The 16327-nt window shown below is 61.2% G+C and carries 18 protein-coding genes; 1 reads left to right on the forward strand and 17 read right to left on the reverse strand.

What is annotated here, in order from left to right; genetic code table 11:
* Positions 1-10: 10 nt before the first annotated feature.
* Together flhA and ACTJK9_RS13040 are read right to left on the reverse strand one after the other, a co-directional pair.
* Positions 11-2140, reverse strand: coding sequence for a flagellar biosynthesis protein FlhA (gene flhA / locus ACTJK9_RS13035; protein ID WP_064378626.1), 2130 nt, complete (start codon positions 2138-2140; stop codon positions 11-13).
* A gap of 186 nt (positions 2141-2326) precedes the next feature.
* Positions 2327-2995, reverse strand: a complete 669-nt coding sequence (locus tag ACTJK9_RS13040; protein ID WP_440814205.1) for a hypothetical protein — start codon at positions 2993-2995, stop codon at positions 2327-2329.
* A 525-nt stretch (positions 2996-3520) separates the two neighbouring features.
* Here ACTJK9_RS13040 and ACTJK9_RS13045 point away from each other — a divergent pair.
* Positions 3521-3895 carry a DUF6124 family protein gene (locus ACTJK9_RS13045; RefSeq protein WP_440814207.1) on the forward strand — a complete coding sequence of 125 codons (375 nt, stop codon included), beginning with the start codon at positions 3521-3523 and terminating at the stop codon, positions 3893-3895.
* A gap of 225 nt (positions 3896-4120) precedes the next feature.
* On the opposite strand, the gene flhB is transcribed toward ACTJK9_RS13045, so the two are convergent.
* The 15 genes from flhB to fliH all read right to left on the reverse strand — a co-directional run bounded on the left by flhB (position 4121) and on the right by fliH (position 16323).
* Positions 4121-5260 carry a flagellar biosynthesis protein FlhB gene (gene flhB, locus ACTJK9_RS13050; protein WP_039765610.1) on the reverse strand — a complete coding sequence of 380 codons (1140 nt, stop codon included), beginning with the start codon at positions 5258-5260 and terminating at the stop codon, positions 4121-4123.
* A gap of 3 nt (positions 5261-5263) precedes the next feature.
* Complete coding sequence (fliR, locus tag ACTJK9_RS13055; RefSeq protein WP_085611525.1) at positions 5264-6049, reverse strand: flagellar biosynthetic protein FliR; 786 nt, start codon at positions 6047-6049, stop codon at positions 5264-5266.
* A gap of 3 nt (positions 6050-6052) precedes the next feature.
* Entirely contained in the window at positions 6053-6322 is a 270-nt protein-coding gene (fliQ, locus tag ACTJK9_RS13060; protein WP_007951951.1) for a flagellar biosynthesis protein FliQ, read from the reverse strand.
* The gene (gene fliP, locus ACTJK9_RS13065; RefSeq protein ID WP_039765605.1) at positions 6319-7077 is read right to left on the reverse strand and encodes a flagellar type III secretion system pore protein FliP; all 759 of its coding nucleotides are present in this window, start codon (positions 7075-7077) and stop codon (positions 6319-6321) included. The genes fliQ and fliP overlap by 4 nt, the downstream gene beginning before the upstream one ends.
* Positions 7077-7535: a flagellar biosynthetic protein FliO gene (gene fliO, locus ACTJK9_RS13070; RefSeq protein ID WP_007951949.1), complete on the reverse strand. Its 459-nt coding sequence runs from the start codon at positions 7533-7535 to the stop codon at positions 7077-7079. Before fliO ends, fliP begins: the two co-directional genes overlap by 1 nt.
* Positions 7536-7994, reverse strand: coding sequence for a flagellar motor switch protein FliN (gene fliN / locus ACTJK9_RS13075; RefSeq protein ID WP_011333057.1), 459 nt, complete (start codon positions 7992-7994; stop codon positions 7536-7538).
* A 57-nt stretch (positions 7995-8051) separates the two neighbouring features.
* Positions 8052-9020, reverse strand: a complete 969-nt coding sequence (gene fliM / locus ACTJK9_RS13080) for a flagellar motor switch protein FliM (RefSeq protein ID WP_003222890.1) — start codon at positions 9018-9020, stop codon at positions 8052-8054.
* Between the two features lie 9 nt (positions 9021-9029).
* Positions 9030-9533 carry a flagellar basal body-associated protein FliL gene (gene fliL, locus ACTJK9_RS13085; RefSeq protein ID WP_440814211.1) on the reverse strand — a complete coding sequence of 168 codons (504 nt, stop codon included), beginning with the start codon at positions 9531-9533 and terminating at the stop codon, positions 9030-9032.
* Between the two features lie 224 nt (positions 9534-9757).
* Positions 9758-11119 (reverse strand): flagellar hook-length control protein FliK, encoded by a 1362-nt coding sequence (locus tag ACTJK9_RS13090; RefSeq protein WP_440814214.1) that lies wholly within the window; start codon positions 11117-11119, stop codon positions 9758-9760.
* A 105-nt stretch (positions 11120-11224) separates the two neighbouring features.
* Complete coding sequence (locus tag ACTJK9_RS13095; RefSeq protein WP_085611528.1) at positions 11225-11572, reverse strand: Hpt domain-containing protein; 348 nt, start codon at positions 11570-11572, stop codon at positions 11225-11227.
* A gap of 30 nt (positions 11573-11602) precedes the next feature.
* Positions 11603-13306, reverse strand: coding sequence for an ATP-binding SpoIIE family protein phosphatase (locus ACTJK9_RS13100; RefSeq protein WP_085611529.1), 1704 nt, complete (start codon positions 13304-13306; stop codon positions 11603-11605).
* Positions 13307-13311: 5 nt separating this feature from the next.
* The gene (locus tag ACTJK9_RS13105; protein WP_011333053.1) at positions 13312-13611 is read right to left on the reverse strand and encodes an STAS domain-containing protein; all 300 of its coding nucleotides are present in this window, start codon (positions 13609-13611) and stop codon (positions 13312-13314) included.
* Between the two features lie 101 nt (positions 13612-13712).
* Positions 13713-14162 (reverse strand): flagellar export protein FliJ, encoded by a 450-nt coding sequence (fliJ, locus tag ACTJK9_RS13110; protein WP_011333052.1) that lies wholly within the window; start codon positions 14160-14162, stop codon positions 13713-13715.
* A gap of 6 nt (positions 14163-14168) precedes the next feature.
* Positions 14169-15527 (reverse strand): flagellar protein export ATPase FliI, encoded by a 1359-nt coding sequence (gene fliI / locus ACTJK9_RS13115; protein ID WP_039765593.1) that lies wholly within the window; start codon positions 15525-15527, stop codon positions 14169-14171.
* A complete protein-coding gene (gene fliH, locus ACTJK9_RS13120; protein ID WP_440814219.1) occupies positions 15517-16323 on the reverse strand; it encodes a flagellar assembly protein FliH in 807 nt (268 codons plus the stop codon). Before fliH ends, fliI begins: the two co-directional genes overlap by 11 nt.
* Positions 16324-16327 lie beyond the last annotated feature (4 nt).

The raw sequence follows: 16327 nt of genomic DNA on the forward strand, positions 1-16327 counted from the left end.
AACCACTACCTCAGCCGTTGGGCCCTACTGTCGCAACGATGGTCACTTGCTTGTTGTCCGGAATTTCCTGGTAGGCCAGCACGTGCAGTCCGGGAACTGCCAGGCGACCGAAGCGCGAGAGCATCGCGCGTACCGGGCCTGCTACCAACAGGATCACCGGCTGACCTTGCATTTCCTGGCGCTGCGCCGCTTCGATCAGCGAACGCTGCAGCTTCTCGGCCATGCTCGGCTCCAGCAGAACGCCCTCTTCCGAGCCTTGTCCTGCCTTCTGCAGACTATTGAGCAATATTTGTTCCAACCTTGGCTCCAGCGTGATAACTGGCAGCTCCGACTCAGTCCCTACAATGCTTTGGACGATGGCGCGAGATACGCCGACCCGCACAGCGGCCACCAAAGCGGCGGTATCTTGACTCTTGGCGGCATTGTTGGCGATGGCTTCGGCAATGCTGCGGATATCGCGCACCGGCACGTGTTCGGCCAGCAACGCCTGCAATACCTTGAGCAACTGCGACAGCGTGACCACGCCCGGCACCAGCTCTTCAGCCAGTTTCGGCGAGCTCTTGGCCAGCAATTGCATCAATTGCTGCACTTCTTCGTGGCCGATCAGCTCGCTGGAGTGCTTGTACAGAATCTGGTTCAAGTGAGTCGCAACCACGGTGCTGGCATCGACCACGGTGTAACCGAGCGATTGCGCCTGCGCGCGCTGGCTGACTTCGATCCACACCGCCTCCAGGCCGAAAGCCGGATCTTTGGCGGTAATGCCGTTGAGCGAGCCGTAGACCTGACCCGGGTTGATCGCAAGTTCGCGATCCGGGTAGATCTCGGCTTCGGCCAGGATCACGCCCATCAGGGTCAGGCGATAGGCGCTCGGCGCCAGGTCGAGGTTGTCGCGGATGTGCACGGTCGGCATCAAAAAGCCCAGATCCTGCGAGAGCTTCTTGCGCACGCCCTTGATCCGCGCCAGCAATTGCCCGCCCTGGTTGCGGTCCACCAACGGAATCAGGCGGTAGCCGACTTCCAGGCCGATCATGTCGATCGGAGTCACGTCGTCCCAGCCCAGCTCCTTGGTTTCCATGGCGCGGGCCGGCGACGGCAGCAGTTCCTGCTGGCGCTTGACCTCTTCCAGCGCGATGACCTTGGCCACGTTCTGCTTCTTCCAGAACAGGTAAGCGCCACCGGCCGCCAGTGCAGCCATGGTCAGGAACGAGAAGTGCGGCATGCCCGGCACCAGGCCCATGACCGCCATCAGACCGGCAGCCACCGCCAGCGCTTTGGGCGAGGCGAACATCTGGCGATTGATCTGCTTGCCCATGTCTTCCGAGCCGGAAGCACGGGTCACCATGATCGCCGCCGCTGTAGATAACAACAGTGATGGCAATTGCGCCACTAAACCGTCACCGATGGTCAGCAAGGCGTAAACCTTGCCGGCGTCGGCGAAAGTCATGTTGTGCTGGAAGATACCGACGGCCATGCCGCCGATGAGGTTGATGAACAGAATCAGCAGGCCGGCGATGGCGTCACCGCGCACGAACTTGCTGGCACCGTCCATCGAACCGTAGAACTCTGCCTCCTGGGCCACTTCCTGACGACGGGCCTTGGCTTGGGCCTGATCGATCAGACCGGCGTTGAGGTCGGCGTCGATCGCCATTTGCTTGCCGGGCATCGCGTCGAGGGTGAAACGCGCGCTGACCTCGGAGATCCGGCCCGCACCCTTGGTCACCACGACGAAGTTGATGATCATCAAGATCGCGAAGACCACGATACCGACCACGTAGTTACCGCCGATCACCACCTCACCGAAGGCCTGAATCACCTTACCGGCAGCGGCGTGGCCGTCCTGACCGTGGAGCATCACCACCCGCGTCGACGCCACGTTCAGCGCCAGTCGCAACAGCGTCGCTACCAGCAGGATCGTCGGAAACACCGCAAAATCCAGCGGCCGCAAGGCGTACACGCAGACCAGCAGCACGACGATCGACAGGGCAATGTTGAAGGTGAAGAACACGTCGAGCAGGAACGGCGGCACCGGCAACATCATCATCGCCAGCATCACCAGCAGCAACAGCGGCACACCCAGATTGCCTCGACTGAGGTCGGCAACATTCGAGCGAGCAGTGTTGAATAACTGAGAGCGATCCACCGGTTTTCCCCGTTCCTTTAAAGCAAACTTTTGACGCCCGAAGCAGGCGCACGGCGGCTACTGCAAGAAGCCTTCCAACTTTTGCCAAGGCTTGAAACAGAGGGGTGATGAATGCACAAAGGGGCGGCACGCACGTCGTGCGCCCGCCCCTGTTCAGCGATGTTCACTGAGATGAATTCCCGATAGTCAACTGGCTACCAGAATGTGCGCCGAAGTGATCGGTCCGAAAGAGAGGGCTGCATTATCCAGATAGCGCGCGCCCCTGAACACGCTGTGACCACCAACATCGACAACGTCCTCCTCCGTATACATCAGTACCACCATGGTGACAGGCGCGACATCAGTGGACTTCGCATGACCTTCCATCAGATTCAATGCCCATTCGAAACGCATGAATGGCAGGTCGCTGATTTCAATCGGAGGAGCCCCCGCATCCAGCCGAAAGTACTGCCGCGTCGTGATGCGCAATTGGTTGCCGACCACCGTGAACGAGGGTTTTCCATATCGTTGCTCTACGGGCCCGCCATCACTCGCCCATTGGTCCATGTAGTAACCAGGGTCGGTGAAGAGAGCGAACAACGACGGGTTATCGCTGATATTACCGGCCGCACCAAAGAAGTAGTTGTAGGAGTAGTGATACGCAAACCCGGCCAGTTCAGGCCGAATCGCATTGATGGGCTTATCCAGATAATTCGCAATGAACTGATTAGCCATGACCAGAAAGTTGAGAAAGTCCAGCTTCAGGTCGAACGTCGCCTCATAGAAGATGGCCCGCTCGCCTGCGTCCCTTTCCAGTTTCCCTGAAACGAACTCCATCTCCATGCCCGGCAGTTTTCGGTAAACGCGCCTTGTCATGTTCTATCCCCGATTTCAAGTGAATGAGTTATCAACCACTGCGTTCGCGGAGTGCGAATAGGCAACGGCGTGAATTCCGGATTTATAAGGCGCCCGGGCACAACACGCGTCTACTGTCAGAACTAACAGGTCGCGGGACGTTTCAGACCGACGGCACCCATTGTCTTTTAAACTCTGGCGTTTAAAAGACACCTCAAGACACGCCTCCGAGGCCACGAATCCTTGCGCCATTGCCTACAGCTACGCCAGAATCCGCCGGCTTGTGCGCCTTGGGGTCGGGTTCTATTGTGGATCGGTCGCTGACGAATCAGCGATCGGGTTTAGCGACTCGGCTCAATTTAAAGGTGCACCAGCGTTCCTGGCTTCGTTGCGGATCCGTATGTCTGCAATTTCGTTATGGTGGCTGTATGCGGGAGACCCTTGCGGTCTGCCGGGTGCCTTTGACCGGTTCGCTAACCTGCGTACAGCCGCCACCCTTCCTGTTTAGCGACTCGATTTGGCGGCTCCACCCAAAGGAGCTTCACCATGATCAAACCCACACCCAACCCACCCGAAACCGATCCCGCCTCGCCCTACGAATCCGCCGATTCCAGAAAGCTTCACGAAGCCGCCGACCGCGCCCTCGATCACTATCTCTGCCCGCCCGGCTACACGCCACCACCGCGCAAGACCCGCAGAATGTACGCCGTCACCGCGGACTTCAAAAACGAAGAACTGCTGGCCGATGCCTGCGAAACCCTGGCTTCAGCCAGAACCATCGTCAATGACTTCACCCACCTCATGCCCGCCTCGCAGCGCAGGACGCTGGTGGGGATTGGGCAACTGATCATGCTCGGGGAGCTGGCAGTGAATCGGGTGCTGGATAATCTGGAGATACCGCCGTCGCAGACTTCCGCGTAAAGGCTTGATAGATGTGCCGTGGCGATTGACGCCTTCGCGGGCAAGACCGCTCCCACAGGTTTGGCGTCGCTCGGAAAATATGAGCACACCACAAATCACTGTGGGAGCGGCGGTGCGACGATTCGACTTGCCCGCGAAAGCGACCGCACAAGCAACACAGGTCATCAGGCATGAAAAAACCGCCACCAGTTTCAACCGGAGGCGGTTTTTTTTGCTTCATCACAATCAGGAATCGCGCCGCAGATCCGGCGGGATCGGCAGATCGTCCTTGAGCGGTTCCGGGAATTTGCCCTTGCCCGCGCGGTGCTGGCGGATCTGGTAGACGTAGGCCAGGACCTGAGCGACCGCCAGGTACAGGCCACCGGGGATTTCTTCTTCCAGCTCCGTGGAGTAGTAGATGGAACGCGCCAAGGCTGGCGATTCGAGGAGCATGACGTTGTTGGCCACGGCGATTTCGCGGATCTTCAGCGCCAGGAAGTCGCTGCCCTTGGCCAGCAGCATTGGCGCCCCGCCCTTCTCGGCGTCGTACTTGAGCGCCACCGCGTAGTGGGTCGGGTTGGTGATGACCACGTCGGCATCCGGGATCGCCGCCATCATCCGGCGCTGCGACATCTCGCGCTGGAGCTGGCGAATGCGTTGTTTGACCTCTGGCCGACCTTCCTGGTCCTTGTGCTCGTCGCGCACTTCCTGCTTGGTCATCTTGAGCTTTTTGATGCTCTCCCAGATCTGCACGGGCACGTCGACGGCGGCGATGATGATCAACCCGCAGGCCAGCCACAGGGAACTCCAGCCCACCAGTTGCAAGCTGTGAATGATCGCCCGGTCCAGCGGCTCGTGAGCGATGCGCAGCAGGTCGTCGATGTCCGCATTGAGCACCACCAGCGCCACGCCCAAGGTGATGAGAAACTTGGCCAGCGCCTTGAGCAGTTCGACCACAGCCTTCATCGAGAACATCCGCTTGAGGCCCGCCGCCGGGTTCATCCGGCTGAACTTGGGGGCCAGCGAACCGGCGGCGAACAGCCAGCCGCCCAGCGCGATCGGCCCGAGGAAAGCGGCCAGCAACAGGGTGATCATGATCGGCTGAATCGCCAGCAACGCCTGCAATCCGCTGCTCATCAGGAACGTCGCCATGGAGCGCTCGTCCATGATCACTTCCCGCGACAGCGTGAAGTTCTGGCGCATCAGGTCCATCAAATCCTGCGCCAGCATCCCGCCAAAGATCAGCAGTGCGGCAGAGCCGGCGAGCATGATCGCCAGGGTGTTGAGCTCCTTGGAACGGGCAATCTCACCCTTTTCCCGGGAGTCCTTTTTGCGCTTCTCCGTGGGGTCTTCTGTTTTGTCCTGACCGCTTTCGCTCTCAGCCATGACTCAGCGCGCCTTTGCCAGTTCGCGTAAAAACTGCAAGGCCTCGGTGGCCAGCGGTTGATACTGATTGAGAATGTCCGCCAGCCCGACCCAGACGATGAACAGGCCGAGCACCAGGGTCAGCGGAAAGCCGATGGAGAAAATGTTCAGCTGTGGCGCAGCGCGGGTCATCACGCCAAAGGCGATGTTGACCACCAGCAGCGCGGTGACTGCCGGCAGCACCAGCAACAACGCGGCGCCCAGCACCCAGCCGAGCTTGCCGGCCAGCTCCCAGTAATGCGTGGTCATCAGCCCGCCGCCGACCGGCAGCGTGGTGAAGCTTTCCGTGAGCACTTCGAACACCACCAGGTGCCCGTTCATCGACAGGAACAGCAAGGTCACCAGCATCGTGAAGAACTGCCCGATCACCGCCACCGACACGCCGTTGGTAGGGTCAATCATCGACGCGAAGCCCATGCCCATCTGGATCGCGACGATCTGCCCGGCCACCACGAAGGCCTGAAAGAACAATTGCAGAGAGAAACCCAGCACTGCACCGACCAGAATCTGCTCGGCGATCAGCAGCAGACCGCTGAGGTCCAGAGGGCTGACCGCCGGCATCGGCGGCAGGTTGGGCGTGATCACCACGGTGATCGCAAAAGCGAAGTACAGACGGATCCGCCGGGGCACCAGCGTGGTTCCGAAGACCGGCATCACCATCAACATCGAGGCGACGCGAAACAGCGGCAGCATGAACGTCGCCACCCAGGTACTGATCTGGGTATCGGTCAGCTGAAGCAGCGATTGCATGGCTTAGCCGATGACCATCGGAATGTTTTTGTACAGCTGAGTGATGTATTCCATGAACGTCTGCACCAGCCACGGGCCGGCGACGATCAGCGTCACCAGCATCACCAGCAGACGCGGCAGGAAGCTCAGGGTCTGTTCGTTGATCTGGGTGGCGGCCTGGAACATCGACACCAGCAGGCCCACCAACAGGCTCGGCACCACCAGGATCGCCACCATCATGGTGGTCAGCCACAGGGCCTCGCGAAAGATGTCGACCGCTACTTCTGGCGTCATGGCGATACACCTCCGAAACTGCTGGCCAGGGTGCCGATGATCAGCGCCCAGCCATCCACCAGCACGAACAGCATGATTTTGAACGGCAGCGAGATGATCAGCGGCGACAGCATCATCATACCCATCGCCATCAGCACGCTCGCGACCACCAGGTCGATGATCAGGAACGGGATGAAGATCATGAAGCCGATCTGGAACGCGGTCTTCAGCTCAGACGTCACGAAGGCCGGCACCAGAATGGTCAGCGGCGCAGCATCCGGCGTCGCGATGTCGGTGCGTTTGGACAGGCGCATGAACAGCTCCAGGTCGCTGGAGCGGGTCTGGGCGAGCATGAAGTCCTTGATCGGCACCTGAGCCTTTTCCACTGCCTGCTGGGCCGTCAGCTTTTCCGCGAGGTACGGCTGCAAGGCATCGTTGTTCACGCGATCAAACACTGGCGCCATGATGAATAGCGTCAGGAACAGCGCCATGCCGGTGAGGATCTGGTTCGACGGTGTCTGCTGCAGGCCCAGGGCCTGACGCAGGATCGAGAAGACGATGATGATCCGGGTGAAACTGGTCATCAGGATGACGGCCGCCGGAATGAAGCTCAGCGCCGTCATGATCAGCAGGATCTGCAGGCTGACCGAGTACTCCTGCGCGCCCTCGGCGTTGGTGCCCAGGGTGATCGCCGGGATCGACAACGGATCGGCGGCGAATGCCAGCGGCGCGGCCAACATCAACGCCAGGGTCAAGACGATGCGCAACGCACCCATTACTTCTTATCCTTCTGATCCTTGCCGAGGATCTTCAACAGATGCTGGGCAAATTCCGGAGTCGCTTTGTCGGCGGTGCTCGGCACCTCGACCGGCTCTTTGAGCACGTGCAACGCAGTGATGGTTCCGGGGCTGAGGCCGAGCAGAATCTGCTCGTTACCGACCTGCACCAGCATCAGACGGTCACGCGGCCCGAGCGCGCGGGAACCGATCAACTCGATCACCTGGCCCTTGCCGGCGGGACCTGCCTGCTGCACCCGGCGCAACAGCCAGGCGAGGAAGAAGATCAACCCCAGCACCAGCAACAGCCCCAGCACCAGCTGCGTCAACTGCCCCGCCACGCCGCTGTTGACGGCTGGCGCAGCCGCCGCTGCCGTGGTCGCCACCGGCTCGGCCGCCAGCACGCTGAACGGCAACGCCAGTGCCAGGCCGAACAAAGCCCCCAGAACCTTTTTCACTCAGCGCAGCTTCTTGATGCGTTCGCTCGGGCTGATCACGTCGGTCAGACGGATGCCGAACTTTTCGTTGACCACCACCACTTCACCGTGAGCGATCAGGGTGCCGTTGACCAGCACGTCCAGCGGCTCGCCGGCCAGACGATCAAGCTCGATCACCGAACCCTGGTTGAGTTGCAGCAGGTTGCGGATGTTGATGTCGGTGCTGCCCACTTCCATCGAGATCGACACCGGAATGTCGAGGATCACGTCCAGGTTCGGACCGTCGAGGGTCACCGGGTCGTTGTTCTTCGGCACGCTGCCGAACTCTTCCATCGGCAGACGGTTGGAGCTCGAAGTACCTGCGTCGGCGGCCAGCAGCGCGTCGATGTCGGCCTGCCCGGCTTCACCGGTTTCTTCCAGGGCGGCAGCCCATTCATCGGCCAGTGCCTGATCGTCCTGCGTGTTCATATCGTCGTTCATCATTTGTCCTCGGCGGGCAAAAAACCGGTAAAAGAATCAGGGAGTGAGGGCGCCGCTTCAGCGGCGCTCGATCGGCTCGATCACCTGCAACGCAAGGTTGCCTTTGTGCGAGCCCATCTTGACCTTGAAGGCCGGCACGCCGTTGGCGCGCATGATCATGTCTTCCGGCATCTCGACCGGAATCACGTCACCCGGCTGCATGTGCAGGATGTCGCGCAGCTTCAACTGGCGGCGGGCCACGGTGGCACCGATCGGCACGTCGACGTCGAGCACGTCCTGGCGCAGGGCATTGACCCAGCGTTCGTCCTGGTCGTCGAGGTCCGACTGGAAACCGGCGTCGAGCATTTCGCGCACCGGCTCAATCATCGAGTACGGCATGGTCACGTGCAGATCGCCGCCACCGCCGTCGAGTTCGATGTGGAACGTGGAAACCACGATCGCTTCGCTCGGGCCGACGATGTTGGCCATGGCCGGGTTCACTTCCGAGTTGATGTACTCGAAGTTGACTTCCATGATCGCCTGCCAGGCTTCCTTCAAGTCGACGAACGCCTGCTCCAGCACCATGCGCACCACGCGCAGCTCGGTCGGGGTGAATTCACGCCCTTCGATCTTGGCGTGACGGCCGTCGCCGCCGAAGAAGTTGTCCACCAGTTTGAACACCAGTTTGGCGTCGAGGATGAACAGCGCGGTGCCGCGCAGGGGTTTGATCTTGACCAGGTTGAGGCTGGTCGGCACGTACAGCGAGTGCACGTATTCGCCGAACTTCATCACCTGTACGCCACCGACGGCAACGTCCGCCGAGCGGCGCAGCATGTTGAACATGCTGATGCGGGTGTAGCGGGCAAAACGCTCGTTGATCATTTCCAGAGTCGGCATGCGTCCACGGACGATGCGATCCTGGCTGGTCAGGTCGTAGCTTTTGACACTGCCGGGTTCGGCAGCGTTATCGGTCTGTACCAGACCATCGTCGACACCATGCAACAGCGCGTCGATTTCATCCTGGGACAGCAGATCCTGCACGGCCATGTCGTGTTCCTACTGCAGTACGAAATTAGTGAAAAGCAACTGTTCGATCACCACTTTGCCCAGCTCTTTCTGCGCCACTTCCTGGACGCTGGCTGTGGCCTTCTGGCGCAACATCTCTTGACCGACCGGGGTCGCCAGCGTGGCGAAATCCTGACCGGAGAAGAGCATCACCAGGTTGTTGCGGATCACCGGCATGTGCACTTTGAGCGCTTCCAGATCCGCCTGATTGCGCGCCAGCATGGTGATGCTCACCTGCATGTAGCGCTGACGGCCGTTCTGGTTGTAGTTGGCCACGAAGGCCGGCGCCATCGGCTCGAAAATCGCCGCCTGCTTGCCGACCGGGGCCGCTTCGGCGGCCGCCGCAGGCTTGCTCTGGGCACTGTGCATGAAGAACCACGTCGCCCCCACGGACGTACCGATGGCCAGCAACAGACCCAACACGATCATGATGATCAGCTTGAGTTTGCCTTTGGTTGCGGGGTCTTTTACTGCTGCAGCTTCGCTCTTCGCCATGCCAATAATCCGTCACTAATCGGGTTTTCACAGTCGCACGGCAAGGCAAGAGCAAGTGTTATGCCAGAAGTGTCGGAGCATCGTGGAGAGCACCACAAACCAATGTGGGAGCGGCGGTGCGACGATTCGACTTGCTCGCGAATGCGGTTCAACATTCAACAGATGTGTTGTTTGTCTTACCGATTTCGCGAGCAAGCCCGCCCCCACAGGAGTACAGCGTCGTGTCAGGCGTAGTAGTCGACGGCACTGCTGCCTATCACGCTAGTGGTCTGAACAGCGGATTCAGCCACAGCAGTCGGCGTCAACTCTTCTTCAGTCGAATCCAGGCGACCGCCGGCAGCGCTGGTGCGACCACTCTGCCCCTGCTGCGCCTGTTCCTGACCCTGGCCCTGCCAGCCACGGTTCTGGTCGGAAACGTTGACATCGACCTGCCCCATGCCTTGCTGGTTGAACATGTCGCGCAGGCGGTGCATCTGACCGTCGAGGGCTTCACGCACGCTCGGATGCGCGCTCATGAAGGTCACCTGGGTCTGCTGGTCCGGCACCATGTTCACCCGGATATCCAGACGCCCAAGCTCGGCTGGCTGCAACTGGATGTCGGCGGCCTTCAGGTTGTTGCTCGACAGGTACATGACCCGGTTGACTACTTCTTCGGTCCAGCCGTTCTGGTGCATGGCGATCGGCTGGTTCACCGGCACCGCATTGGCGGTTTTCGGTGTGGCAGCCTGGGTCAGTGCCGCCAGACGGTTGGCGAAATCATCCACGCGGGTGTCGCTGGTGGCGGTCTTCAGATCTTTCAGGCCGTCATCGATCAAACCGCTGAACGCCTTTTCACCGCCCTGACTGGTGCTGTCCTTGTCCGCCTGCACATCCAGCATGCTGGCCATGCCGGCAGCGAAATTCTGCGCCGAGGTCAATTCACCGTCGGCCTGAGCCTGGGCCGGGGTGGCCTTGGGCTGGGACTGGCTGGAAGCGGAAATGTGACCGCTCTGCTCCATCGCCAGGCGCACGGCGGGAAGCGAATCCAGCGGATCCGCCTCGGGGTCGAAGGCCGGGTCAGTGGCCGGCGCCGGATCCTTGACCATACCCGGCAATGCCGCCACGGCAGGTTTGTCGGTTTCCGGTTGCGCAGCTGTCTCGACGACCGGCGTGTCCACCACCGGTGCCGTGACGACGGGCTCCACCGCCGCCACCAGTGCCGGGTCCACCGGCGCCGTTTCGGCAACGGGGGCCGGCGCTGTTTCAGCCGTTTCGTCATCGGCCGTGGTCTTGTCGTCCGTTGCCGCCGTCGCCGGTTTGTCGGCGGGCAAGGCTTTGCCGCTATCGGCAACCGCCGGCGTCGGGGCGGCAGACTGATCCTTGCCGAGGTCTTTCTTGCCGCTGTTGTCGGCAACCTTGTCACGGGCAGGCTTGACCGAATTGTCGACGGTCACCGAGGGCTTGTTCGGGCCTTGATCGGCGAACACCTGAGCGAAGCTGGAGGCCTTGTCCCCGGGCTCTGCGGCCACTGCCGATGACTTGGCCGAGGCAGCTTGCGCCTTGGCCTGGGCGGCGGTCTGAAGAAGAATGTTGGGGCTTGCAGGCATGGCACGGTCTCCGCTGCACTGGGATCGTAGGTACAGTTGGGATAGATGACTGCAAGTGCCGGGCCAGTTTCGCCAGGAAACCTGCAAAACCGCCCGACGGCAGAATCAGTGCGTCAGCGAGCGCTGCCGCTCGGCGACATATACGGGCCGCACATCGTCGAATTCGCGATGAATATCGGCGACCAGCTTGATGATTTCAGAAGGGCTTTTGTCTTTGGCATGCTGTTCCAGCTCCTGGCACAGCACCGCAAGACGGGTCGCCCCCATGTTGCTGCTGCTGCCCTTGAAGCTGTGCGCAACGCGAGACAATGCGTCGGCATCGGCAGTCTGCTGCAACTCCCGCAGGCGATTTTCGGAATCGGCGAGAAAGGTATCCAGCAGTTCCGGATAGCTGTCTTCCATCACTTCCCGCAGCGCGCTCAGCGCTTTGTGGTCCACCTGTGTATCAGCCACTTGTTCACTCCTTGATCAAGAATGCGCGGATTATGCCAGAGCCTCCCAGAAAAATTCCACGCGGGCACTGCGACCATCGTCTGACCAGCTTGGATTTTTGCTCAATTGGCGGATCAGACTGACACCGCGCCCTGACAGACGGACTTCGTCGAGCGGCCGCTCCATCACGCGCGCGACGTCAAATCCCTGACCGCTGTCTTCGACCCGCACCACCAGACAACCGCCCTCGCCTTCCGGCCGCACCTGCAAATGCACGCGCACGTAACCGTCCTGCAGGGCCTCAAGTCGCGCATTGCGCTGCTCGTAATAATGGGCGAAACCCGAGGCATCGCGCTTGAGGCTCGAGTCCAGGCCCAGTACACCATGCTCCAGCGCATTGGAATAAAGCTCGGCCAGCACGCTGTACAGTGCGCCACTCTGCGCCCGCAAGCCATGCACCTCAAGCAGCAACTGCAACAGGTAAGGCAGCGGATTGAAACGCTTGAGCGTGGCACCGCGAAATTCGAAGCTCACCGACCAGTCCAGCGGACAGGACTGGCCACTGTCGGAATACACCGGCGCCGATGGATTGATCTGCTCGGCCTCCAGCAGGCTGACCTCGACCATGCTCACATCGTCCCGGGCCTCACCGCGAAAGTCCTGCAACGCCTGCTCGATGTCCTCGAACAGCCGATCCGGCTGGCGATTGGCAGCGAACACCTTGTGCAGGCGCTCGACACCAAACAACTGATCGTTGGCATCGCAGGTGTCGATGACCCCGTCCGAGAGCAGGAACACGCGGTCGCCCACCGCCATCGGGTGAACTTCGGTGCGGTCATCGAAAGTCTGCGGGCTGAGCACCCCCAGCGGCAGGTGGCGTGCCGCCAGCGGCGTGCGCTCCCCGGTGGCGAGGCAATGCAGATAGCCGTCCGGCATGCCGCCGTTCCAGACCTCCACCGAGCGTCGCTGAAAACTCAGGCACAACAGCGTCGCGCAACAGAACATATCCACCGGCAGGATGCGCTTGAGCTTGGCGTTCATTTCCCGCAGGGTCTCGGCCAGACCGTAACCCTTGGCGGTCATGCCATAGAACACCTCGGCAAGCGGCATGGCGCCGACCGCCGCCGGCAAGCCATGCCCGGTGAAGTCGCCAAGCAACACATGCATGTCGCCGGCCGGGGTGTACGCGGCCAACAGCAGATCGCCGTTGAACAGCGCATAGGGTGATTGCAGGTAACGGATGTTCGGTGCGCTCAGGCAACCAGAATGCGCGACCTTGTCGAACACGGCCTTGGCGACCCGTTGCTCGTTGAGCAGATAGTCGTGGTGCTTGGCGATCAGGTCGCGCTGCTGAAGAACCGTGGCCTGTAAACGTCGCAAGCGATCCATCGCCTTGATTTTGGCGGCGAGGATCACCTGGTTGTACGGCTTCGCCAGAAAGTCGTCACCGCCGGCTTCAAGACAACGGGCCAGGGCTTCACTTTCCGTCAGCGAGGTGAGGAAGATGATCGGCACCAGGTTTTCACCCGCCAGCTTCTTGATCTGCCGTGCAGCTTCGAACCCATCCATGACGGGCATCATGGCGTCCATTAACACCAGATGCGGTTTTTGCCGGATGAATGTCTCGACCGCCTCCGCACCGTGGGTGGCCGTCAGCACCTCGTGCCCCTGGCGACGGACGATGGTCGACAACAACAACCGGTCGGCGGCGCTGTCTTCGGCGATCAGGATCGTCAGCGGCTCTAGCGGCTGCATGGCCGTCAACTGATGTCGAACAATTTGTCGAAGTTGGAGATGGCGAGGATTTTTTTCACGTCGGAACTGCTGTTGACCACGCGAATTTCCGAGTCGTCACCGCCGACGTGATCACGCAGCAGAAGCAGCATGCCGAGCGCCGAACTGTCGAGATAGGTCGCCTCCTTGAGGTCGACAATCACCGATTCGGGCTGCTCTTTTTCGTAGGATTGGCGAAATTCCTGATGCTTGGCGAAATCGAATCGCCCCTTGACCGAAATCGTCAGTTTTTTCTTGTCCGCAGAGACTTCTGTAACGACTGACATGTACTGGCTTCCTTGTCATTGACGAACTTGTACAAGGTTTAGCACTTGGAGGGGCCATGGGCAAGGCGCGATAGCGTCGGGATCTGTCAGAGATCGGCTCGTCAAAACGCCTCATGACGCGGCAAACGCTGGGACAACTCGTCCAGCAGCTTCTGTTCGCGCTTGTCTTCAGCGCGCTGGGCTTCATCGCGATAGCGTTGTACAAGTTTGCGCAAACCTTCGACCCGGGCGAATGCCTGTTGCCAGGCGTCACGGGCCTTGTCCAGGTTGTTCTGGTGCCATTGCAGGCTCTGGCGCTGCTGATCGACGGCGGTGTCGAGTTGCGCCAGGAAGCCCTGAAAACCCAGCAGCCATTGGCCGGTCACGCCGGTGCTGCCGCGCACGATCCACTGCTGCGAATAATCCAGACGAAAGGCGTTGAGGTCGGCGAGTTTGCTCTCGGCGACTTTCACCTGCCCCTGAAAGTAGCCCAGGCGTTGCACGGCGGTTTTCTCGGCCTTCTCGGCCATGTCCACCACCGGCGCCAGACGCGCGGCTCGACTCAGGGCCATGACCGGTTACCCGCCGGCCGCCGGGGCGAAAATCGTTTCGAGGTACGCCTCGCTTTCACCCAGGCTGATTTTGTCGTTGAGCCCCTGACGCAGGTATCTGACCAGTTGCGGTTGCAGATTGATGGCAAGGTCCGTCTCGCGGTCACCACCAGCGACATAGGCGCCGACGCTGATCAGGTCGCGGCTCTGTTGATAGCGCGACCACAGCTGCTTGAAGTATTGCGCGCGCTGCATGTGTTCCGGCGCCACGACTGCCGGCATCACCCGGCTGATCGAGGCTTCGATATCGATGGCCGGGTAATGCCCTTCCTCAGCCAGCCGCCGGGACAGCACGATGTGCCCGTCAAGTACACCCCGCGCGGAGTCGGCAATCGGGTCCTGCTGGTCATCGCCCTCGGACAGCACGGTATAGAACGCTGTGATCGAACCACCGCCCTTCTCCGCGTTACCGGCGCGCTCCACCAGTTTCGGCAGTTTGGCGAATACCGACGGCGGATAGCCCTTGGTCGCCGGCGGCTCACCGATGGCCAGGGCAATTTCCCGCTGGGCCTGGGCGAAACGGGTCAGGGAATCCATCAGCAACAGGACGTTCTTGCCCTTGTCGCGGAAATACTCGGCGATCCGCGTGCAGTACATCGCCGCGCGCAGACGCATCAGCGGCGCATCGTCCGCCGGCGACGCCACCACCACGGAACGCTTGAGGCCTTCTTCACCGAGGATGTGCTCGATGAACTCTTTAACTTCCCGACCCCGCTCACCGATCAGGCCGACGACGATAATGTCGGCCTCGGTGAAGCGGGTCATCATGCCCAGCAACACCGACTTACCGACACCGGTACCGGCGAACAGGCCCAGACGCTGACCGCGACCGACCGTCAACAATCCGTTGATACTACGGATGCCGACGTCCAGCGGTTCGCTGATCGGGTCTCGGTTGAGCGGGTTGATCGTCGGGCCGTCCATCGGCACCCAGTCTTCGGCCTTCATGCCACCCTTGCCGTCCAGCGCACGTCCGGCACCGTCCAGCACGCGACCGAGCATGCTCATGCCCATCGGCAAGCGACCGGTGTCGGCCAGCGGCACCACGCGGGCGCCCGGGGCAATGCCGGCCACACTGCCGACCGGCATCAGGAACACCTTGCTGCCGGAGAAGCCCATGACTTCGGCTTCCACCTGGGACGGGTGATAGGTGTCGTCGTTGATCACCATGCAGCGGGTGCCCATGGCGGCGCGCAGGCCTTCAGCTTCGAGCGTCAGGCCGACCATGCGCAGCAGGCGCCCTTCGAGGATCGGCGCACCGGCGATTTCGGTGGCTTCGGCGTAAGTGCTCAGGCGCTTGGCGAAACTGGTGCGTTCAAGGCGCATCGGGGGCGTCCGCGAGCGGCTCGTCAGTGACAGGTGCCGGTTTCGGCGTTTCCGGCAAGTCCAGGCTCAGGTCCGGCGCGGCCGGGTGCAGGGCCTGCTCGTGCAACTGGTCGAACAGCTTGGCCATGACCTGGCTGACGCGGGTTTCGATACTGGCGTCGATCCGGCTGTGGTCGGTCTCGACCCGGCAACCGCCCGGCAGCAAGGTTTCGTCCTCGACGATGCGCCAGGTTTCCTCATGACGTTCGCGCAGGGCTTTGACCTGTTCGAAATCCTGCGGATTGACGTACAGCCGCACATTGCCCACGCCCAGCGGCAACAGCTTGAGCGCGTCGCGCATGACGTGTTCGATCTGCGTCGAGTCGATGGCCAGTTCGCGCTGAATCACCTGACGGGCGATGTGCTGCACGAGGTCGACCAGCGACTTTTCGATCTGGGTGTCTTGCTCGGCGATGGGCTCAAACAGGTGCGCCATCAATTGCTCAAGGCTGTCGACCTTGGCCGACAGGACCACTTCGGCTTCCTGGCGCACCTTGAGGGTGGCGCTGTGAAAGCCTTCCTTTTCACCGATGGCGAAGCCCTCGTTGTAGGCCTCCTGACGGATGCTTTCGAGTTCTTCCAGCGTCAGTGGCTGGACTTCTTCCAGCGGCACTTCTTCCATTTCCGGCGGTTCGGGCTCCGGTTCCGGCTCGGGGTCCGGTGCCGGCGGATCGAAGCTCGGGATTGCCCAGGTTTCGAAACCGCGGACGTCCCGGGCACGGATCAGGTCCGTCACATCGTCGTCATGCTTGTCCATGGGC

This window comes from Pseudomonas sp. 22082 (assembly GCF_052046055.1).
Classification (GTDB): Bacteria; Pseudomonadota; Gammaproteobacteria; order Pseudomonadales; family Pseudomonadaceae; genus Aquipseudomonas; species Aquipseudomonas pharyngis.